The sequence below is a fragment of the Paenibacillus sp. FSL M7-1046 genome, assembly GCF_038007405.1.
In the GTDB taxonomy this organism is placed as follows: Bacteria; Bacillota; Bacilli; order Paenibacillales; family Paenibacillaceae; genus Paenibacillus_AQ.
The window spans coordinates 2,937,338-2,959,221 of the sequence record NZ_JBBOXB010000001.1 but is presented as its reverse complement, the minus strand read 5'-3'; the positions used below and the strand labels follow the sequence as shown (position 1 = coordinate 2,959,221).

Annotated in this window: 19 protein-coding genes; 1 reads left to right on the top strand and 18 read right to left on the bottom strand. The window is 49.4% G+C overall.

Features of this window, described 5'->3' with window-relative positions; all coding sequences use genetic code 11:
• Positions 1-14: 14 nt before the first annotated feature.
• Positions 15-617, bottom strand: a complete 603-nt coding sequence (locus NYE29_RS12920) for a DL-endopeptidase inhibitor IseA family protein (protein WP_340896309.1) — start codon at positions 615-617, stop codon at positions 15-17.
• A 193-nt stretch (positions 618-810) separates the two neighbouring features.
• Here NYE29_RS12920 and NYE29_RS12915 point away from each other — a divergent pair, with 193 nt between their 5' ends.
• Complete coding sequence (locus NYE29_RS12915) at positions 811-1,596, top strand: alpha/beta hydrolase (RefSeq protein WP_340896308.1); 786 nt, start codon at positions 811-813, stop codon at positions 1,594-1,596.
• Positions 1,597-1,726: 130 nt separating this feature from the next.
• On the opposite strand, the gene argH is transcribed toward NYE29_RS12915, so the two are convergent.
• The 17 genes from argH to NYE29_RS12830 all read right to left on the bottom strand — a co-directional run bounded on the left by argH (position 1,727) and on the right by NYE29_RS12830 (position 21,884).
• On the bottom strand, positions 1,727-3,142 hold the full coding sequence (argH, locus tag NYE29_RS12910) for an argininosuccinate lyase (protein ID WP_076109614.1): 1,416 nt from the start codon (positions 3,140-3,142) through the stop codon (positions 1,727-1,729).
• Between the two features lie 128 nt (positions 3,143-3,270).
• The gene (locus NYE29_RS12905) at positions 3,271-4,506 is read right to left on the bottom strand and encodes an argininosuccinate synthase (protein WP_038597293.1); all 1,236 of its coding nucleotides are present in this window, start codon (positions 4,504-4,506) and stop codon (positions 3,271-3,273) included.
• A gap of 317 nt (positions 4,507-4,823) precedes the next feature.
• Positions 4,824-5,792 (bottom strand): ornithine carbamoyltransferase, encoded by a 969-nt coding sequence (argF, locus tag NYE29_RS12900; RefSeq protein ID WP_340896307.1) that lies wholly within the window; start codon positions 5,790-5,792, stop codon positions 4,824-4,826.
• Positions 5,789-7,075, bottom strand: a complete 1,287-nt coding sequence (locus NYE29_RS12895) for an aspartate aminotransferase family protein (RefSeq protein ID WP_340896306.1) — start codon at positions 7,073-7,075, stop codon at positions 5,789-5,791. Before NYE29_RS12895 ends, argF begins: the two co-directional genes overlap by 4 nt.
• A gap of 328 nt (positions 7,076-7,403) precedes the next feature.
• Entirely contained in the window at positions 7,404-8,222 is an 819-nt protein-coding gene (gene argB / locus NYE29_RS12890) for an acetylglutamate kinase (protein WP_340896305.1), read from the bottom strand.
• A gap of 40 nt (positions 8,223-8,262) precedes the next feature.
• Positions 8,263-9,495 (bottom strand): bifunctional ornithine acetyltransferase/N-acetylglutamate synthase, encoded by a 1,233-nt coding sequence (gene argJ / locus NYE29_RS12885; RefSeq protein ID WP_340896304.1) that lies wholly within the window; start codon positions 9,493-9,495, stop codon positions 8,263-8,265.
• Between the two features lie 21 nt (positions 9,496-9,516).
• Complete coding sequence (gene argC / locus NYE29_RS12880) at positions 9,517-10,590, bottom strand: N-acetyl-gamma-glutamyl-phosphate reductase (protein ID WP_445322164.1); 1,074 nt, start codon at positions 10,588-10,590, stop codon at positions 9,517-9,519.
• Between the two features lie 167 nt (positions 10,591-10,757).
• Positions 10,758-11,642 (bottom strand): YitT family protein, encoded by an 885-nt coding sequence (locus NYE29_RS12875; RefSeq protein WP_076109619.1) that lies wholly within the window; start codon positions 11,640-11,642, stop codon positions 10,758-10,760.
• 161 nt (positions 11,643-11,803) lie between these two features.
• Positions 11,804-12,917 (bottom strand): peptide chain release factor 2 gene (gene prfB / locus NYE29_RS12870; RefSeq protein WP_340896303.1). Its coding sequence is split into 2 segments (ribosomal slippage): positions 11,804-12,844 and positions 12,846-12,917, totalling 1,113 coding nucleotides; the frame shifts between segments, so codons are not numbered across the junction.
• Between the two features lie 236 nt (positions 12,918-13,153).
• Entirely contained in the window at positions 13,154-13,282 is a 129-nt protein-coding gene (locus NYE29_RS12865; protein WP_340896302.1) for a hypothetical protein, read from the bottom strand.
• A 406-nt stretch (positions 13,283-13,688) separates the two neighbouring features.
• Complete coding sequence (gene secA / locus NYE29_RS12860; RefSeq protein ID WP_038597310.1) at positions 13,689-16,196, bottom strand: preprotein translocase subunit SecA; 2,508 nt, start codon at positions 16,194-16,196, stop codon at positions 13,689-13,691.
• A 356-nt stretch (positions 16,197-16,552) separates the two neighbouring features.
• Positions 16,553-17,104 (bottom strand): ribosome hibernation-promoting factor, HPF/YfiA family, encoded by a 552-nt coding sequence (gene hpf / locus NYE29_RS12855; protein ID WP_038597313.1) that lies wholly within the window; start codon positions 17,102-17,104, stop codon positions 16,553-16,555.
• Positions 17,105-17,273: 169 nt separating this feature from the next.
• Positions 17,274-18,713: an S-layer homology domain-containing protein gene (locus NYE29_RS12850; RefSeq protein WP_340896301.1), complete on the bottom strand. Its 1,440-nt coding sequence runs from the start codon at positions 18,711-18,713 to the stop codon at positions 17,274-17,276.
• A 331-nt stretch (positions 18,714-19,044) separates the two neighbouring features.
• On the bottom strand, positions 19,045-19,242 hold the full coding sequence (locus tag NYE29_RS12845) for a cold shock domain-containing protein (RefSeq protein WP_019915069.1): 198 nt from the start codon (positions 19,240-19,242) through the stop codon (positions 19,045-19,047).
• Between the two features lie 267 nt (positions 19,243-19,509).
• On the bottom strand, positions 19,510-20,040 hold the full coding sequence (locus NYE29_RS12840) for a GNAT family N-acetyltransferase (protein ID WP_340896300.1): 531 nt from the start codon (positions 20,038-20,040) through the stop codon (positions 19,510-19,512).
• A gap of 20 nt (positions 20,041-20,060) precedes the next feature.
• Entirely contained in the window at positions 20,061-20,807 is a 747-nt protein-coding gene (locus NYE29_RS12835) for an SDR family NAD(P)-dependent oxidoreductase (RefSeq protein WP_340896299.1), read from the bottom strand.
• A gap of 3 nt (positions 20,808-20,810) precedes the next feature.
• A complete protein-coding gene (locus NYE29_RS12830) occupies positions 20,811-21,884 on the bottom strand; it encodes a 3-oxoacyl-ACP synthase III family protein (RefSeq protein WP_340896298.1) in 1,074 nt (357 codons plus the stop codon).

Here is a 21,884-nt window from a genome sequence, read left to right as displayed (position 1 = left end):
CACTTCACTGCCTCTTAGAAAAGAATGTCCGGTGACGTGTCAATCCTCCAGTACCCGTTCACTTTCTTCAGGTTGACTATTACAGTCTCATTTGGTCCCTGGCCCTCGGGATAAGGCACACTAAGCTCGAACACCGCCGAGGCTGTGTCTTTTGAGATCATTCTGGCCTTAGCCTTCTCATATTGCAGCAAATTGCCCATGTCGGCATTCACCTGCGCCATTCTCCCCTTATACTCCAGAAATTGATTCTGTACATAATAAGCTGCCGCCTTGTGGGTATACGCACGTTTTATGTAACTGAGCAGTTTCTGCTTCGTTCCGAGATCACTGGAAAGAAACCGGTATTCCATAGCATTATACTGAAAAAGCTCCGGCATATATGCACTTCCTCCGCGATGCGTATACGTATACAAAGCTTTGGCATGGGCCACCAGCGGAACCACGCTATTGACTGTCAAATTATTGATCAGTACCGGCCCCTCTTTTCCCGGTGCCACTACGGCCACGCTTTTTACTCCTGTATTCGAGAGCGGCAGTGAAGCCGCCAGTGCCCCGCTTCCCGCAGACATCAGCCCCAAGGAGAGAGCTAACGAACCGATGATCCACTTCTTGTTCATCCTTTAAACGCCTCCTTCATTGTCTTTAAAAAGCGATAGCTACTTTATAGCTTACGGTGTCCCGTAAGCTAAAATACCCAATCCCGCTTCTTATGAAAACGGAATTATGTCCGGCAAGCACAAAAAAAGCTCCGCCGAGGATGTATATCGGATTTGCGCTGTGGTATTATTTGGCTGAGAGGAGGAGTGAATTATGGCTTTAATAGAATGCAAATTTTATTCAGAAGTATTGGGACTGAACACTTCGATGACTGTCATTTTGCCGCAGCAAACCACTACGCAGATCGGGCTCAGCAATGTAAAACGGGGTGATCTTCACCCGACGCTGTTTTTGCTGCATGGCTTGTCTGATGATGACTCCATCTGGCTGCGCCGGACTTCAATCGAACGGTATGTAGCGAAACTGGGGATTGCTGTGGTTATGCCGCAGGTACATCGCAGCTTTTATACGGATATGGCCTCAGGGGGCAATTACTGGACGTTTATCAGTGAGGAATTGCCTGCGCTGGCGCGCTCCTTTTTCCCGTTGTCAGCGAAACGTGAGGATAACTTCGTGGCTGGCCTCTCAATGGGTGGTTATGGGGCGATCAAGCTGGGTCTGCGCAAGCCGGAGGTTTTTGCCGCTGCTGCAAGTCTGTCGGGGGCACTCGATATGGCCCATCATTTCTTGAACTCGGAAGATGCCTCGAAGAAAAGTAAAGAGTACGAACTGATCTTTGGCAAGAAAGACATCGCAGGCACTCCGGATGACTTATTGTGGCTGCTTCAAGAAGTTGACGGCTCGAAGGGACCCAAACCGCTGCTCTACCAATGCTGCGGCACCGATGATTTCCTGTACGAGGATAATCAGGCCTTCCGTGAAGCCTGCAGCAAGACGTCATTGCCCCTCACTTATGAGGAAGGCCCGGGTGAACATGAATGGGGCTACTGGGACACCAAGATCCGCGATGTGCTGGCCTGGCTGCCATTATCGAAATAGGCTTTTCTCTGCCAATGCAGAGACATTCCCCTAATATAGAAAAAAGACTGTCCTCCCGCATCCTAAGATACGGCTGAAGACAGTCTTTCTTGATTTAAGCTCTTTCGATGATGCGTTGGCCAAAAGTTAACTATTCAGCGGCGTTCCCATGCTGCACTACCCATTTATTGGCCTCAAGCAAGGAAGCCTCTGCCCGTCCAATCGCTGCTTTCACCTGCACAGTGGCTGTGCCGCCGTACACGTTGCGCGCATCCACCACTGCTTCCGGCTGCAGGACTGCATAGATCTGCTCGTCGAACAGCGGCGAGAATTGCTTGAATTCCTCCAGCGTCAGATCGAGCAGGAATTTCCCTTCGTTAATGCAGAACAGTACGGTTTTGCCAATGACTTCATGGGCCTGGCGGAAAGGCAAGCCTTTGCCGACCAGGAAGTCTGCAATATCGGTCGCGTTGGAGAAGTCGGTATTCACCGCTTCACGCATCCGCCCCTTATTCACCTTCATGGTGGAGATCATTGGTGCAAACAGCTGCAGCGCCCCTGTAAGAGTGGCTACTGTATCGAACATGCCTTCCTTGTCTTCCTGCATATCCTTGTTGTAAGCCAGCGGCAGAGACTTCAGTACGGTCAGGAGGCCAATCAGGTTGCCGTAGACGCGGCCGGTTTTGCCCCGCACCAGTTCCGGCACATCCGGATTCTTCTTCTGCGGCATAATACTGCTGCCGGTACAGAAGGCATCATCCAGCTCCACGAAGCTGAATTCCGTGCTGCTCCACAGCACCAGCTCCTCGCTTAGCCGGGACAGGTGGGTCATGATCAACGAGGCGTTCGCCAGAAACTCAACGATAAAGTCACGGTCGCTGACTGCATCCAGGCTGTTCTCGTACACACTGTCGAAGCCAAGCTGTTCCGCTACAAAATGGCGGTCAATCGGGAATGTAGTTCCCGCCAGCGCGCCCGCTCCCAACGGCAGTACATTGATCCGCTTATAGCTGTCCGTCAGGCGCTCCGCATCCCGGCGGAACATCGACACATAAGCCAGCAGGTGATGGGCGAACAGGATTGGCTGTGCCCGCTGCAAATGTGTATAACCGGGAACAATCGTCTCCACATTATCCTTCGCCTGGCCGATCAGCGCTTCCTGCAGTTCATGCAGCAGCCCAACCAGCTCTACTACCCGATTGCGCAAGTATAGATGCATGTCGGTCGCCACCTGATCGTTGCGGCTGCGTCCGGTGTGCAGCTTCCCGCCGACTGGACCGATTTCCTCAATCAGGTTCTTTTCGATATTCATATGGATATCTTCATCCGCTACGGAAAAAACAATCTCTCCCGCCCGAACCTTATCCAGCACCTTATTCAGACCCGCCTTGATCGTTTCTACATCGTCCTTCGGCAAAATCCCGCATTTGCCCAGCATTGTGACATGGGCCAGACTGCCCTGCACATCCTCTTCGGCCAAAGCCTTATCGAACCCGATGGAAGCCGTATATTCCTCCACCAGCTTGTTTGTTCCTTTGGTAAAACGTCCGCCCCAAAGCTTGCTCACCTGTTTTTTCCTCCTCTGTTGACGCCAGAAGGGCCGCTCCTGTCCTGACGGGAGGAACGGCCTTCGGATGTCTGCTTAATTAAGCTGAACTTATTTCTTGACTAATACCGCCGCGCGGTTAAAATACTCTACTTCTTGGATTCCGCTACACCTGCTGAAACCTTCAAACGCAGGGCATTCAGACGGATAAATCCTGTGGCATCGCCTTGGTCATAAGCTTGTGTAGGATCAGCTTCCATCGTCGCGATATCCGGGTTGTACAGGCTGACCGGACTCTTGACGCCGGCACCGATGATATTGCCTTTGTAGAGCTTGAGACGCACCGTACCAGTCACGTTCTGCTGGCTTTCTTTGACCAGAGCCTGTAGAGCAAGACGTTCAGGCGCAAACCAGAAGCCGTTATATACCAAAGTGCTGTAACGGGTAATGAGGCTGTCGCGCAGGTTCATCACTTCACGGTCCATGGTGATGGACTCCATCTTGCGGTGTGCCGTGAACAGGATCGTTCCGCCCGGAGTTTCATACACACCGCGGCTCTTCATACCGACAAAACGGTTCTCCACCATATCTACGCGACCAATACCGTGCTTGCCGCCCAGTTCATTGAGTTTCTCCATGACTTGCAGCGGGGTCAAAGCTTCGCCATTCAGCGCAACACAATCGCCTTTGAGGAAATCAAGCTCCAAATATTCCGCCTCGTCCGGAGCATCCTCCGGCGCGTTGCTGAGCAGGAACATTCCCTTGTTCTCCGGTGCGCTTGGATCAAACCAAGGATCCTCCAGCACGCCGCTCTCATAGCTGATATGCAGCAGATTGCGGTCCATGGAATACGGTTTTGCCGCTGAGGCCTGTACCGGAATTCCGTTGGCTTCCGCATAAGCGATCATTTCTGCACGGCCCGGGAACTGGTTGCGGAACTCTTCGAGCCGCCAAGGTGCGATAACGTTGATGTTCGGAGCCAGTGCAGCTACACCCAGCTCAAAGCGTACCTGGTCGTTGCCTTTGCCTGTTGCGCCATGGGCAATGGCCGTAGCGCCTTCAGCGATCGCAATGTCCACCATCCGCTTGGCGATCAGCGGACGGGCAATGCTGGTGCCCAGCAGGTACTGTCCTTCATAAAGTGCGCCCGATTGGAACATCGGGTAGATGAAGTCATTCGCGAACTCGTCGCGCAGATCATCAATGTAGACTTTGGAGGCGCCGGTCGCCAGTGCTTTTTCCTCCAGACCATCCAGCTCTTCCTTCTGGCCGATATCGGCTGTAAAAGCAATGATCTCCGCGTCATAGGTTTCTTTCAGCCATTTTAGAATGACCGAGGTATCCAGTCCGCCGGAATAGGCGAGTACAATTTTTTCTTTAGCCATGAAGAAGCAACTTCCTTTCGTGTGGGGGGTATAAGATGAACTACTATACAACAATCGGGTTCTGGTCGTCACTGCGGAGAATGTTTGGACTTCCGGCCGCTGTTGTCTCCAGATGTTTTTGATTATACCGTTATAGCGGTTAACATCCGGAGACAAAGGCGGACGCTTACGCTCCTACAGTTCCAAACTTCCCCTTCGTTCCTTTTCACCCTATTATTTATAACAGTTCATCTTGTATAGTGTTTTATATAGTATAAGACCAAGCAAGACCCTTGCAAGATCAATCTTTATTCACTCTAAACCTAAGGCTAAATTAATTAGCCCATAAGCGCGGCCATCAGGGCCTTCTGCGCATGCAGGCGGTTCTCAGCCTGGTCAAAGATGACCGAATTCGGACCGTCGATTACACCGCTGCTGACCTCTTCCTCGCGGTGGGCCGGCAGGCAGTGCAGGAACAGGTAGTCGCTCTTCGCGCCTTTGACCAGTTCATCATTGACCTGGTAGTCCTTGAACGCCGCTTCGCGGGCCAGCTGCTCGGCCTCAAAGCCCATGCTCGCCCACACGTCCGTGTAGATGACATCGGCATCCTGTACCGCTTCCTGCGGACTGCGGGTAATGACGATGACAGAGCCGGTCTCCTTGGCGATCTCCCGCGCTTCCGCGACGACAGCGGCATCCGGCTCATAGCCTTCCGGTCCGGCGATGGAGACATGCACACCCAGCTTGGCTCCGCCGATCAGCAGGGAATGCGCCATGTTGTTGCCATCGCCGATATAAGCCAGCTTCAGCCCTTTAAGCTTACCCTTGTGCTCATAGACCGTCTGGTAATCGGCCAGCACCTGGCAAGGATGAGCCAGGTCGCTTAGTCCGTTGATTACAGGGACTGAGGCATAACGTGCCAGATCCTCCACTTTATCATGGCCAAAGGTACGGATCATGATGCCGTCAAGATAACGGGACATTACCTGCGCCGTATCGCCGACCGTTTCTCCGCGTCCGAGCTGAATGTCATTTTTGCTTAAGAAAAGCGCATGTCCGCCCAGCTGATACATCCCCACTTCAAATGAAACGCGTGTGCGGGTTGAGGATTTCTCGAAGATCAGCCCGATCGTCTTGCCCTTTAGCGGCTGGTAGACCTCGCCGTTCTTTTGCTTCTGTTTCAGCTCGATGGCCAAATCAATCAAATACGTGATTTCTTCCGGACTGTAATCGTTCAGCTCCAGTAAATCACGGCCTTTGAGCTGCTGTGCGATTGTATTCGCAGCGTTTTGTACACCCTGGCTCATGAACCTGCCTCCCCGTTTTCTTTGTTAGCATAAGTATGAATTAGTTCGGAAAGGATGTCCACCGCCTGGTGGATCTCCTCTTTGCTTACATATAAATTAGGCAGCAGCCGAATCACATTCGGTCCGGCCTGTACGAACAGCAATCCCTGCTTCTGTCCGGCCAGCACAATATCGCTTACCGGCGACTGGCATTCGATGCCGATCAACAAGCCTTTGCCGCGAATCTCCTTCACAAACGGCGTATCTGCCAGCTTCTCTCCCAGCAATCCGGTGAGGTACTGGCCCATTTCGGCTGCGCGCTGCGGCAGCTCATCTTCGAGCATCGTCTCGATGGTCGCTTCCATTACCGCTGCGGCAAGCGGCGTGCCCCCGAAGGTGCTCGCATGGCTGCCCGGGCTGAAGGCTTCGCGCAAATAGCCTTTGCCCAGCATAACCCCCGCCGGAAAACCGCTGGCCACACCTTTGGCCAAAGTGAAAATATCCGGCTCAATGCCGTAATGCTGATGTGCAAACAGCTTGCCGGTACGGCCCATGCCGGTCTGCACTTCATCGACGATCAGCAGCAGACCATGCTCCTTGCACAGTTCCACCACTGCGTCCAGGAACTCCTGCTGCACCTCAAGCACGCCGCCTTCCGCCAGCACCATCTCCAGCATAATGGCTGCGGTATTCTCGGAGATCGCTTCCTTAAGCGCCGGAAGATCATGCAAAGGCACCGTCTTAAAGCCTGCCGGAAGCGGCAGGAAGCCTTCTTTAACCTTCTGCTGGCCGGTAGCCGTAAGTGTCGCCAATGTGCGGCCATGGAAGGATTGCTCGAACGTAATGACCTCATAACGCCCCGTGCCTTTTACCTTCTGGTGATAGCGGCGGGCCAGCTTGATCGCAGCCTCATTCGCTTCTGCTCCACTGTTGCAAAAGAACACCTGATCCGCACAGCTGTTGCCCGTAAGCAGCGCAGCTACCCGGTCCTGGCCCGGAATGTGGAACAGGTTCGACACATGCCATAGCGTATCAATCTGCGCCTTCAGCTTCGCGCCAACTTTCTCCGGAGCGTGCCCCAGACTGGTCACAGCCAGACCACACATGAAATCGAGATATTTATTGCCCTGATCATCCCATACCCAGCTGCCTTTGCCCTTGACCAGACTGATGTCATATCTGGCGTAGGACGGGAATACCGCACCCAGCTTGGCAGGAGCAGCCCCCTGATCCTCCAGTTCCGCTGAACGGTTTTCCGTTGCCCCTGTCAAAGAATCCTTTTCCGCTTGCGTTAGCTTACTCATTCTTAGTCACTCTCCCACCATGCTGCTTCCGGTATTCCGGCAGCGCTGTAATTTTGTGATTCCAATCAGAATGCGGCTGTGCAGTACATCTTCTCTTGCATTCTATCAAATTCAGCTACATAAGTTGAAATTTAGATTTACCGATCCGGCATAGAACGCAACTGCGGTGAATGTTTGGACTTCCGGCCGCTGTTGTCTACAGATTTCTTGAACAATACCGCTCTTAGCGGTAGAAATCCGTAGACAAAGGCGGTCGCTGTCGCTCCTACAGTTCCAAACTTCCCCTCCGCTGCTTTTGCCTCTAGGTAGTTCTTTTGTTCAACTTATATTAGGAAGAAATTATTCTCGTTCCCAGCGATTCGCCCTGCAGCACCCGGCTAAGCACTTTCGGCTCCTTGCCGTCCACAATAACGACCTCTGACACACTGCCTTGAATGCAGTCCATCGCGGCCCGCACTTTAGGAATCATCCCGCCGTAGATTTCGCCGCTTTCGATCAATTCTTCAATCTCCGCCACCGTCACCGACGGAAGCACAATCTTCTGTCCTTCCACTGTACGCATAATGCCCGGAACATCCGTCACTACAATCATTTTGGGCGACTCCACAAAAGAAGCCACCGCTCCGGCTGCTGTATCCGCATTAATATTGTAGCGCTGGCCTGCTGCATCCACACCGATAGGAGCAATTACAGGAATATAGCCCAAATCAAGAATACCCTTGATGATCTCTGCTTTGACCCCGGTTACTTCACCGACCTGGCCCACTTCATCGCTGTTCGCTACCGGTTTGGCCATGATGAGATTCCCGTCGACACCGGATAGGCCAATTGCCTGCCCGCCGCTGCCCTGAATTCTTCGGACAATCGCCTTGTTGATACTCCCGGCCAAGGTCATCTCCACCACATCCAGCACTTCCTCGGTCGTCACCCGCAGGCCATTCACGAAACGGCTCTCAATACCCAGCTTCGCCAGATTTCCGGAGATCGCCGGGCCGCCGCCGTGAACGATCACAGGCTTCACACCGCTGCTCTGCAACTCTCTTAAATCCTCAAAAAAAGAGTCAGGCAATGCCGCCAGCGTACTGCCGCCGCATTTCATCACGAACAGCCCGCCGGCCTTATTCTTCTCTATACGTTCATCGGTCATAGTATCGGTATCCTTCCCATGGACTTATGCAACAGGTTGGTCAGGTACGGTAGGCCGCATTGATCCGCACATAATCATAAGTGAGATCACAGCCCCAGGCTGTAGCCGTACCATCCCCATCAGATAAAGCTACGGTAATCAATATCGTATCGCTCTTTTGCAAATAGTGAAGTGCCTTCTCTTCATCAAAAGCAACCGGACGCGACTGCTTCAGCACCTCAATCTCTCCCAGCGAAATGTCTACACGCTCTGGTGATACAGGCACTCCAGCGCGTCCCACCGCAGCAATGATTCGTCCCCAGTTGGCATCCGCACCGAATATCGCCGATTTGACCAGACTGGAGCCGACCACCGTTTTGGCAATCGCACCTGCAGCCTCGTCATGGACCGCCCCGCTGATCTGCACCTCAATAAGCTTCGTTGCACCTTCGCCGTCACGGGCAATTGCCTTGGCCAACGTCTTGCAGACATGTATAAATGCAGCGGCAAAAGCGTCCCAATCCGGATGCAGCCGCGTCAGCTTCTCATTGCCGGCCAGACCGCTGGCCATCGCTACCAGCATATCATTGGTGCTCGTATCTCCATCCACCGTGATCATATTAAATGTTGAATTGGTAGCTGTGCGCAGCAGGGTCAGCAGAGCTTCCCCATCAATGACCGCATCCGTGGTCATGAAGCCCAGCATCGTGGCCATATTGGGATGAATCATTCCCGAACCTTTAGCCGCTCCGGCAATTGTAACTTCCTCGCCGCCGACCAGTACCTTCACGCAGCATTCTTTTTTCACCAGATCGGTAGTCAAAATAGCCTGGCAGAATTCCTCCGCACCAGCCGCTCCCCCATCCAGCTTCTCCGGAAGTCCGGCAATTCCGCTGCGTACACAATCCATCTTCAGCAGCTCACCGATTACCCCGGTAGAAGCAACCGCAACATCCAGCTCATTCACACCGAGATGACGTGCAGCAGCGGCGCGCATTTCGTAGGCATCGGCTTCTCCCTGTTCACCGGTGCAGGCATTGGCGTTTCCGCTGTTTACAATTACTGCCTGCAACACCCCGTTTGCCAGACTTTCCCGTGTCACCTTCAGCGGAGCAGCCTGAAATACATTGGTCGTATAGACAGCAGCAGCGGTGGCAGGCACCTCGCAAAGGATGGCCGCAAGGTCATTGCGGTCGGTCTTTTTGAGGCCGCAGTGCAGCCCTCCAGAGGTAAATCCCTTCGGTGCAGTTATACTTCCGCCTTCCACGACGGTATAAGCTTTAATCTCATTCATTGTATGTTTGACCGCTGAACCTTACGGATACACAGGCGTGTAGCCAAGGCCACGGGTTTCCTCCCATCCCATCATCAAATTCAGGTTCTGAATCGCTTGCCCTGCTGCGCCCTTAACGATGTTGTCAATCACGGACACTATGGTAACCCGACCTGTACGGGCATCTGTGGCAAACCCGATATCGCAGTAGTTGGAGCCGCTGACTTCTTTCGTCGCCGGAACTACGCCAGCCCCGCGGACGCGGACAAACGGTCTGCCTTCATAATACTCACGGTATAATTCCACAAAATCCTGCTCGCTATAATTTCCGTTCATCCCGGCATACATCGTACTCATAATCCCCCGGTTCATCGGAACCAGATGCGTAGTGAACGTTACAGTTACCTTCTCTCCGGCAATCTCCGTGAGCACCTGCTCAATTTCGGGAATATGCTGGTGTTTGTTGATTTTATAGGCTTTGAGATTCTCATTGATCTCGGCAAAATGGACCATCAGACTCGTTCCGCGCCCTGCCCCGGAAACTCCCGATTTTGCATCAATAATGATACTGTCATGCTTAATCCAGCCTGCCTTCAGCGCCGGAATCAGCCCCAGCAGTGTTGCCGTAGGATAACAGCCCGGATTAGAGATAAAATCCACGCCGGCGGCACGTTCCCCGAATACCTCACATAAGCCGTAGACCGCCTGCTCCAGGTAAGCTTGAGGGGGAGCCGGATGCTTATACCACTGCTCATACTCCGCACCGTCTTTCAGCCGGAAGTCACCCGATAAATCGACGACCTTCAGTCCTGCCTCCAGCAATTGCGGCACCAGCTTCGCACTGACTCCCGATGGTGTAGCCGTGAACACGACATCCGCCCTTCCGGCGATCTCTGCCGGGTCGACACCATCCAGATTGCGCTGGATAATTCCCGTTAAGTGGGGGAATCCATTCTCAATGGGCTCGCCCGCACTCGATGAGGAGATCACTGACGTAACCTCTATATCAGGGTGGTTCTGCAGCAGCCTAATCAGCTCCACGCCTCCATAACCCGTTGATCCGACAATTGCCGCTCTCAGCTTGCCTTCCACTGTCATCCCCACTTCCTGCTTCATGAATTGAATGAATACCGTCCTGCAAATATGTATTATTATACGTCCGAATTAATATAAATACAACACGTTGCGTCAACTTTATTCCAAGCATTTTTAGATTTCCACCGCAGCCCGTGACCCGATATCTAAGAAAAAAGAGAAGCGTTGAGCTTCCCCTAAGGAAAAATCTATGCTTCTCTTTTAAAGCCTTCGCCCAATACTTCATGAGCCTCCGTTATAATGACAAACGCCCCCGGATCGACCGAGCGGACAATGGCCTTCAGCCTCGTAATCTCGTTCTGCCCGACAACTGCCATGAGAACCGTACGATTGTCGCCGGTATATCCGCCCTCAGCCTTCAGCTTAGTCAGACCACGGTCCAGGTCGTTTAAGATCGCCTGCGATATCTCTTCCGTCTGATCCGAAATAATATACGCAACCTTGGTCGTACTAAAGCCTACCTCCAGCGCGTTGATTACCTTGCCTGTAACGAACAGCCCGATCAATGCGTACATCGCCTGCTCCATCCCCAGTACAAAAGCAGCCAGCGTAATGACCGTGCCGTCCAGCAGCACAACGGAGAGTGAGAAGCTGAACCCGGTTATCTTCTGGATAATCTGCGCCAGAATGGTCAAACCACCTGTCGAACCGCGCCCGCGGAAAACCAGACCCAGACCCAGCCCCACGCCAATACCACCATAGATTGAAGCCAGCAGCGGGTTCGTTGTAGGAACAGGCCCATCTTTGGTCAGGAAAATAAACAGCGGCAGCACAAAGCTCCCCAGCAAGGAGCGGATTCCATATTGCTTGCCGAGAAAAATGATCCCCAGCACAAACAGCGGGATATTCAGCGCCCACTGCGTAAATGCCGGCTCTGCATGAAACCAGGCTTCGGCAAGTACGGACAATCCCGAAACCCCGCCGGATGCAATCTGGTTCGGCAAGAAAAACAGATTAAAAGCAAGCGCGGTAATCAGCGACCCGACCAGGATGAGCACAATATCTACGGTATGGCGCAGCGGCCCGTTCAGCGGGATCAACGGGGGCTTGTTGCGTGAATTGATTTTTTGCATGTATGCCTTTTCTCCTTAAGATGTGATCTTGCTTATATATCGCCGCCAAGTCAAGTTGTTGTTCCAGAGCATTTCAACTACTTTGCGGGAATTACAGGCATTTCATTCTTGCATCACAAAAATTCCTACACCTCCGAAGACGCGTAGGAATACAGTTCCGCTTATTCAACCTCTGTTTTGATTTGGCTCCGCAAGTACCCGTCAATGAACAGATCTAAATCGCCGTCCATGACCGCTCCGACATTTCCGGTTTCCACGGAAGTACGGTGATCCTTTACCATGCTATAGGGATGGAATACATAAGAGCGAATCTGGCTTCCCCAGGCAATTTCAGATTGCTCGCCGCGGATCTCATCCAGATGCTGCTGTTGTTCCTGTAATTTGCGCTCATACAGCTTGGAACGGAGCATTTTCATTGCCTGTTCCCGGTTTTTGATCTGCGAGCGCTCGTTCTGGCAGGTTACCACTACACCTGTCGGCAAGTGGGTAATCCGCACGGCAGAGTCGGTTGTATTGATATGCTGACCGCCTGCGCCGCTGGCCCGGTACGTATCGATCTTCAGATCTTCTGTACGGATATCCACCTCTACATCATCGGCTATTTCCGGAACGACATCGCAGGAGACAAAAGAAGTATGGCGTCTTCCGGAAGAGTCAAACGGTGAAATGCGCACCAGCCGGTGGACCCCTTTTTCAGTCTTTAAATAGCCATAGGCATTAAAACCCTTGATCAGCAGTGTAACACTCTTAATCCCCGCTTCATCACCCGGCAGATAATCGAGCACCTCTACTTTAAATCCGTGCTTTTCCGCCCACCGCGTATACATCCGCAGCAGCATCTGTCCCCAATCCTGGGATTCCGTTCCGCCAGCACCCGGGTGCAGCTCCAGAATTGCATTCAGCTTGTCATACGGCTGGTTCAGCAACAGCTGAAGCTCGAACTCATCGACTTTACTGCCCACACTGCGGATGGTTCCGGCAATCTCTGCTGCCAGGGCGTCATCGCCTTCTTCATCGGCAAGCTCAGCCATCATTGCGGCATCTTCATAATCCTGCTGCAGCTTCTCATACTGATCCACGCTGGACTTTACCGCGTTCATCTCGCCGATCACACCTTGCGCCTTCTCGGGATCATCCCAAAATCCGGGAGCAGCCATTTTCTCCTCAAAGTTTGCGATCATCTCCTGCTTCAGATCTAAGTCAAAGAGACCCCCTAAGGTTGGTTAGTTTCTTGCCTATTTCACGCAGGTCTTGCTTCACGTTAGCATCGATCATATGGTTCACTTCACCTTTCAAAAATAAGTGTTTGCGCCGGGCGGCTGATTGGACTTAGGCATTTCTGGAGTCCAACGCGCTTCGCTGGCGGAATTGTTCATGCGAATGGCTTCACTCGGTGATGCCCGTAACTGCGTCGAATGTTTGGACTTTCAGCCGCTGTTAGGTTTGGATTTCCTGATTTAAACCGCTATATAGATTGAACTTAAGGTTTTAGAGTACAGGATCAGTCGCTACTACGGTGAATATTTGGACTTCCGGCCGCTGTTGTCTTCAGATTTCTTGATCAATACCGCTATTAGCGGTAGAAATCCGAAGACAAAGGCGGACACTACCGTTCCTCCAGTTCCAAAATCCCCTTCCATTGCTCCTTTTCCTTATCTCTAGTATTTAAGTTCAATTTATATAGTCACGGTGGAAATCCAAACACTGCCCATGCTTCCGAAGCGAGCTTTCCTGCGGAAAGGTTTCAGGCGGACGCTACCGCTCCTACAGTTCCAAACTTCCCCTCCGTTACTCTCACTTCATGGCTAGGTTCTCAAGAACAGTTCCTTCTGCTCCGCTTCATGGTCACCAAAAGATCCCAAAGTCCAAAAAAGCGGCCGGGCCGCAAAACGGGGGAGTCCCCCGGGCCCAGCCGCTTTTTATTGTCATTATAACCTTTGAAGCAATGGACAAGACCTAAAGCGCACTTGGTAAAAAACATTCGCAGCTTCAGATCTTCTCACTATTTTACCGGAAGACCGGACATCTGAAAATCATCCAAATGTCTTACGCGTTCTGTCCGTGGCAGTTCTTGTACTTTTTGCCGCTTCCGCAAGGGCAAGGGTCGTTACGGCCAATCGCAGACTCCACATGCACCGGACGTTTCTCGGCAGGCTCAGCATTTGTGGAGATTTTGTCCTCTTCCACTACCGACTGGCGTTCCTGATTCGTCTCAATGTGCGCCTTCATAATGTAGGTCGCTACTTCCTCCTGAATGCTGGCGGTCATGGCATTGAACATTTCAAAGCCTTCGAATTGATATTCGCGAAGCGGATCGGTACCGCCGTAAGCACGCAGGTGAATCCCTTGACGAAGCTGATCCATCGCATCAATATGATCCATCCATTTGCTGTCTACGGAACGAAGTACGATAACCTTCTCGAATTCGCGTACCAGCTCGGCACCCAGACGTTCTTCACGGGCTGCATATTTCTCCAGCACACGGGTGAAGATGTACTCGATGATCTCTTCAACTTCCTTGCCCCAGAGATCGTCACGTGTCAAAACGCCTTCTTCCAACAGTTTGCTGTTTACATAATCAGCAACCTCTTGAAGCTCCCAGTTTTCCGGAATATCATCACTGCAGTGGGCGTTAACCACACGGTCAATGACAGGTTTGATCATTTCCACTACGATATCTTTAATGTTGTCAGACTCCAGAATTTCGCGGCGTTGTTTGTAGATAATCTCACGCTGCTGATTCATTACGTCATCATATTGCAATACAACCTTACGGATATCAAAGTTGTTGCCTTCTACCCGCTTCTGGGCAGATTCCACTGCACGGGTAATCATACGGCTCTCAATCGGCTGATCTTCTTCGAATCCGAGACGGTCCATCATATTCAGGACATTGTCCGCTCCGAAACGTTTCATCAGTTCATCGCCAAGCGACAGATAAAATTGAGTTGAGCCCGGGTCGCCTTGACGTCCCGCGCGTCCACGCAGCTGGTTATCAATCCGCCGGGATTCATGCCGCTCCGTACCAATAATATGCAGGCCACCAAGATCGGTCACACCTTCACCCAGTACAATATCCGTACCGCGGCCAGCCATATTCGTAGCGATAGTTACTGTTCCCGGTTGTCCGGCATGAGAGATAATTTCTGCTTCCGCCTCGTGATGTTTGGCGTTCAGCACCTGGTGTCTAACACCCTTGCGTTTCAGCATTTCAGATACGCGTTCGGAATTCTCGATGGATACTGTACCTACCAGTACCGGCTGGTTCTTTTTGTGGCGCTCTACAATCTCCGCTACTACAGCGTTGAATTTGCCATTTTCGCTCTTGTACACGACGTCTGGCATATCATCACGTTTGTTAGGTTTATTGGTCGGCACCTGGAGAACTTCCAGCCCGTAGATCTTCTTGAATTCCTCTTCTTCCGTCTTCGCAGTACCTGTCATACCACCCAGCTTGCGGTACATACGGAAGTAGTTCTGGAACGTAATTGTAGCGAGCGTCATGCTCTCATTCTGTACCTGAATCTCTTCCTTGGCTTCAATCGCTTGATGCAGCCCGTCACTATAACGGCGTCCGGCCATCAGACGACCCGTGAATTCATCGACAATAACAACCTCTTCATCATTTACTACATAATCCACATCGCGGCGCATAATAGCATTAGCCTTGAGGGCTTGTACGATATGATGGTTCAAGGTTACATGGGCATGGTCATATAAATTCTCAATGCCAAAAGCACGTTCAGCCGTAGCGACACCCTTCTCGGTCAAAGCCACGGACTTCACTTTAATATCAATCGTGTAGTCCTCTTCAGCAGTCAGCTTCTTCACGAAACGGTCTGCGGCGTAATACAACTCTGTCGATTTCTCAGCCTGTCCGGAAATAATAAGAGGGGTACGGGCTTCATCAATCAAGATGGAGTCAACCTCATCAATAATACAGAAGTATAGCGGGCGTTGTACCATTTGCTCCTTGTAGAGCACCATGTTGTCACGCAGGTAGTCGAAACCGAATTCATTGTTCGTGCCATACGTAATATCGCAGGCATAAGCGCTTTGTTTATCAGCATGGTCCATACCGTTCAGGTTCACCCCGACGGTCAAGCCCAGGAAGTTATAAATTTGTGCCATTTGCGCACTGTCGCGCTGAGCGAGATAGTCATTTACAGTTACAACATGCACGCCTTTACCCAGCAATGCATTCAAATATACCGGTAGCGTTCCTACCAGTGTCTTACCTTCACCTGTCTTCATCTCGGAGATACGGCCTTCATGCAGCGCCATTCCCCCAACCAGCTGTACGTCAAAATGCCGCATGCCCAGCGTCCGTTTGGAAGCTTCGCGTACGGTTGCAAAGGCCTCGGGAAGAATCTCTTCCAAGGTTTCGCCCTTCTCAATACGGGCGCGGAATTCTTCAGTCTTAGCTTTGAGCGCTTCATCCGAAAGCGCCACAAAATCCGGCTCCAGTCCATTAATTACTTCGACCGTCTTCATTAGACGTTTGACATCCCGTTCATTGGTGTCGCCGAATATTTTCTTTACAAGTCCTAGCATGGTTAACCCCTTTCATGCAACACAGATGGTGGAATCGAGCCCATCCCACAAAATTGAAAGGGCCATATATTATTTCGATTCCGCTGCTTCATAAATTGTAACAGTTTGTAAGAGATGCCGCAATACGAGCAGGCCGCAACCTTATTTTACAAAAAAAGTTCAGTCGCGTTTTAACTTCATATTTTCGCTGAAATGCCGCTGTACCTGTGGAGGGCAATGTTGCCCTTTTTTCTGTCTCCGTTTATATACGCACAAGAGCCCTATTCGATTCACACGAATAGGGGCTCGGTTAATTTTCTACGTCAGACTGAGACGAATAACGCTGCCTCAGCTATTGCCTTCTTGATTTTCAGAAACTAGTTCTGTTCAATCAAGCCATACTTTCCATCATTTCGTTTGTAAACAACACTCACTTCAGAAGTGTCGATGTTGGAGAACACAAAGAAATTATGTCCAACCATGTTCATTTGCAGGATCGCTTCCTCGACATCCATAGGCTTCAAGGTAAACCGCTTGTTACGCACAACTTCCAAATCATCATAATCCTGTTCCTCTACGGCAACAGCACTAGGGGATCCTTCGACAAAGAGCGTCTTCAGGCTTCCTTCCTGGCGGAACTTGCGATTAAGTTTGGTCTTGTGCTTGCGGATTTGGCGTTCCAGCTTGTCCACAACAGCATCAATGGAAGCGTACATGTCATCACTGCGGTCCTCGGCACGAAGCGTCACACCTGCCAGTGGAATGGTTACCTCCACCGTATGAAGGCCGCGGACAACGCCAAGCGTCACATATCCTTCTGAGGTAGGGGGTGCATCGAAATACTTCTCAAGTCTGCTGAGCTTCTTATCAACATATTCTCTCAAAGCGTCGGTCACTTCAATTTGTTGACCTCGAATGCTGAATTGCATGGGCACTCCTCCTTTGTTTACATTTTCATTATACCAAATTGTCAGCGCTAAGTAAAAAACAAATCATGACAGCCTTTACATTTAGCTAACATAAGATGCGATGATTTCCCCGAAAATACACAATTGGCCCGGAAGGGGCAGTTTTTAATTACCCTCTTCCGGACCAAAGTCAATTATACTTAGTATGAATGCGCAGGATCTCCACCGGTGACCATGTGTTTTCACTACCGGTAATGAGATATACCTTGTAGCTGGTATTCGCAGTCAGGCCGGTTAGCCCCAGCGTCTGTCTTACTCCAGGAGCAGGTGCAGGACTGATTAAACCCGTCCAAGGAGCTGACAGCGCTGTTCCTGCACTATCTTTTCCTTGGGCAATTTGAGCTGCACTCGGATCAGCTGCATTAGCCGGCAACACTACATATCTTACCGGTACATGAGTCCCACTTGCTTGCCCGTAGGTGACATACACATCTGCTGTAACCGTACCTATCTCCCCTGGTTTAACAGCAGTAATGGAAGTTGCACTGCTTGCAGCAGTGGTTAAACGCAGTGTCGATACTTCTGACCAGTTTCCGTAAGAATCAGTAAGCGTTACATAGGCTGCATACTCAGTACCCGCCTGCAATCCATACACAGAGAAAGATACCGTTGTATTACCCGTCGCTGCTGTCTTTCCGCTATTGACACCAGCTGTTCCGGCACTAGTCAGGCCGTCTCTAATCTGCAAAGCGCTCGGTGCCGATACAGTACTGCTGTAAGGTGCTACAACATAATAGACATCACCGGTCACTGAAGGTGTAAGATACACATCTGCTGTAACAACACCAACATGTCCGTAGGTTACACCACTTACAGATGGAACAGTGATGCCACCGCCACCGCTTCCTCCACCACCGCTGCCTCCGCCTGTACCGCTAGTTGAAACTGGTGTTGGTGCAGGTGTCGCGGTTGGCGCTGTTGTTGGCGTAGGGGTAGGTGTTACAGTTCCACCAGAGCCACCCGGCCGGTTAGCTACCGAATTTCCGATGATGGTAACCGCTTCGGCTCTTGTCAGCGATTTCTTAGGACCGAAGGTTCCGTCTGTATACCCGTTGATAATCTTCTTATTGGCTACCGCAGCAACGGATCCCCGTGCCCACACAGAAATCTGGGCACTATCCTTGAAAGCAAGTGTAGTGCTGCCTGTGTTCAGACTAAGTAATCTGGCAGTAATTGCCGCTGCTTCCTGTCTTGTCAGCGGACTTAAAGGGCGAAAGGTTTTGTCGCTAAAACCGGCGATATATCCGGCTTTTACAGCTTTCGCTACTTCATTGTAAGCCCAGTTGGATTTTTGAAGATCCTTGAAGCTGATAGCCGCCGTATCCGTAAATCCAAAGAGACGGTTTACAAAAGCAACGTATTCGCCCCGGGTAATCACCTTATTGGGCTTAACCGTACCATCAGGGTATCCACCCAAATATCCTTTGTCCAGCCAGTTCTGCAGTTGGCTTTGTGCCCAGTGTCCCTTAATATCCTTTGGCACAGAAGCGGCAGAAACACTGCCCAGAGCCCCGAACAACATGCTAACTCCAAGTAGTACGGTCATAAATCCACGCCATGTTTTCTTCATTCAGCTGTTCATCCTCCTGAGTGTTTGATGGGCATAGGCTTCACTCATCGCTTCTTCCACATCCTCCCGGAAGCATACGCCATAGTTGTGTATGTCGAGGCACATTGAGAGCCCAACGTCTTACATTACCCTCTACAAGGGTGAATCTAACAAAAAATTGGTAAAATGTTGGGAACTGTTGATTTAACCTACGCACATTCTTTCTTATTTTGCTACTCTGTTAATTACTTGAACAACAAAAAAGGACCTCGGGAGTAATCCCAAGGTCCGCGCTAGCGTAGTCTCAATTGCTAACCATCTACCATATATGTAGGTCGGCTTCGCCGGATGATTATAATTTGATGACGTTAGCTGCTTGTGGTCCGCGTGCGCCTTCTACGATATCAAACTCTACGGATTGTCCTTCATCCAAAGTCTTGAAACCGTCAGTTTGAATCGCGGAGAAGTGTACAAATACGTCGCCACCATCGGCAGTTTCGATGAAGCCATAACCTTTTTCTGCGTTAAACCATTTAACTTTACCTTCCATTGATTAAACATTCCCTTCGTCATCAGATGAACGTGAGTCTTGCTCACAAGTCGACTATACCACCGCTGCTTCTTCATTGTCAATTGGAAAAGAAAATGTTTACTTGCAATAAAATACCATTAAAACATTAAGTTATTGCTTTCAACATTATCCTACAAAAGACGCTATCAAAACATAGTATAGATTATCGTTTAAGAAACTATAACCCACTATTAAACTATTGAATCAGTGAGTTGAGAAATCTTTTTTTAAAAGGCTCTTTTCAAATTAATTCATTGATTTTCTAATTATTTTTTCTAAAGAATAAGCATTCTTCTCATAATTTTCTCTAGTTAATATATATTTTTGGTTTTCTACAGTTTCTTGATGAGGCTCTAGTTCAAAACCAAAAGACTTATTAAATCGAATAGCTCTTTTGTTGGTTTTCAGGATGTGTGCATATACATACTGGAGATTATACTCTTTAAAATCCAACTCTAATCCTTTAAGTGATACTACATAAGGAAGTAGGGAATTAAGGTAGGTTTCCTCATAAATGAATATCCCTACTTCACCACATTTTCTATCCCAATCTATATCTTTAATATTTGCTAAACCAATTTTCAATTCATCATACATAATTATAAAATAAAAATTTTCAGTATTATTAATTGTTTTGTACCATTTTAATTGCATTTCCGGGCTAATATAACTTCTATATTGCATAAATTTACTTATTTTCTCATCATTTCTCCAATTTCTCACAAGCTCTAAATCATCCTCTGTTAAGCGTGAGAAGTAGATGCTATCCCATTTCATTTTATCCTCCTACTACGGTACTACTTAAATACTGAGAAACCTCCGTCAACTATCATCGTTGTCCCAGTAACCCATCTAGCCGAATCGGATAACAGATAAGCAGCAGCATAGGCAATATCTTCTGGTTGCCCTACGCCTAAGGGATGTTGTTCGATTATTTTCTCCTTGTTCGGGGTGGTCTCTAACAACGGAGTTTCTACGAGACCAGGAGCAATGCTGTTCACTCTTACTCTTGGACTAAGTTCCACTGCTGAACATCTCACCATAGCGTCTATTGCTGCTTTACTAGCGGAATAAATTGAGTTACCAGGAGCGCCTAAAGAAGCGTTAGCAGATGAGATAAATACGAAAGATGAACCTTCATTTGAAGCTTTTTTATTAGCACATGCTTTTAATAACATTATTCCTGAGTATAAATTCACATTCATTACTGTATTAATCTGTGCTGTTGTCAACGTACGAAGAGGAGAAAGCTTAACAATGCCAGCCGAATGAATAAAGCCATCCAATGATAGCTTTCGTTCATTAAGAAGATTTTGTATCCATCCAGGTATTTGCTCTGTATTCTGCATATCAAATTGAGAAATTATATGTTGTCCTTGAGGGTCCAATTTAGAATATACACTTTCCAAGCGCTCTTGATTGCGCCCTGAAATTATGACATTTGCTCCTAATTTGGATAAAACCAAAGCAGTGGCCTCTCCTATACCAGATGAAGCCCCAGTCACTAATATATTTTTTCCTATAAGACTGAAAGGATTATACATAAATTAGCATTCTCCTTTATCAAGATAGACAATCTCTGAATATTTGGTATGTTCCATATTCAATGCCGCAGCTGCCCAAGAGAGTCCTACCCCAAAGCCGGCCAATACAATATTCAATCGATTTTCTTTCTCCCTATTTTTTAGAATATCAAGAAGAACAAGTGGAACAGTAGCAGAGCTTGTGTTACCATACTCCCCAATATTTATTGGAAGCTTTTCTGCAGTTATCCCCATCTTCCGGACTAATTGCTCCAGCAAAAATTTATTAGCCTGGTGAAAAGCGTAGGAATCCACTTCAGAATCAGTCCAGCCTTGTATTTCACGGACAGAGCTTATTAATGCAGGTATTTCTCGTAGTGTAAAATTGAACACTTCTATTCCATTCATATAAATGTCGTCTTGTGAACGAACAACGCCATCATGATCAACACTCCGGATACTTGTTTCTGAAGTTCTGCGATTTCTTGCTGCCCCACCCGGAATGATCAAATGCTCATACCCCGAGCCATCTGTTCCTAATACAAAAGAGGATTGTCCTGATTGTTCCCTATATTCGATTGCAGTAGCTGCCCCGGCATCACCAAACAAAAGACTGACAGAATGATCCTCTGGAGAAGAGGAGAAGCTTGAAACATCCCCATTTAGCAGCAAGATCCGTTTGCAAGAATTCCGATCAAGCATCTTGCCCGCCATCCAGATTCCATACACATATCCTGAGCAGCCCAAATTAACATCAAATGCAAAAGATGTTGTCGGCAGCCCTAATTTATGTTGCAAAACACATGCAGTTGCGGGTATTACATAATCAGGATTCTGGGAAACAAAAATAATTCCATCAATCGTTGATTTATCCCAGTTCAAATCATGTAATAGCTGTTCAGCTGCCGCTTGACATAAATCTGCAGTAGTTTGTGAAGGGTCAGCACGGTAAAGCTGCTGGACCCCAGTCATTTTAGTGAATTTTTTTAAATCCTTTTCCGTAAAAGTCGATGGTATATCCTTTATTTGAATAGGCTCCCCAGGCAGTGAACAGCAAACCCCCGCAATATTCATATGTTCTATAGTTTGAGTAGGCAT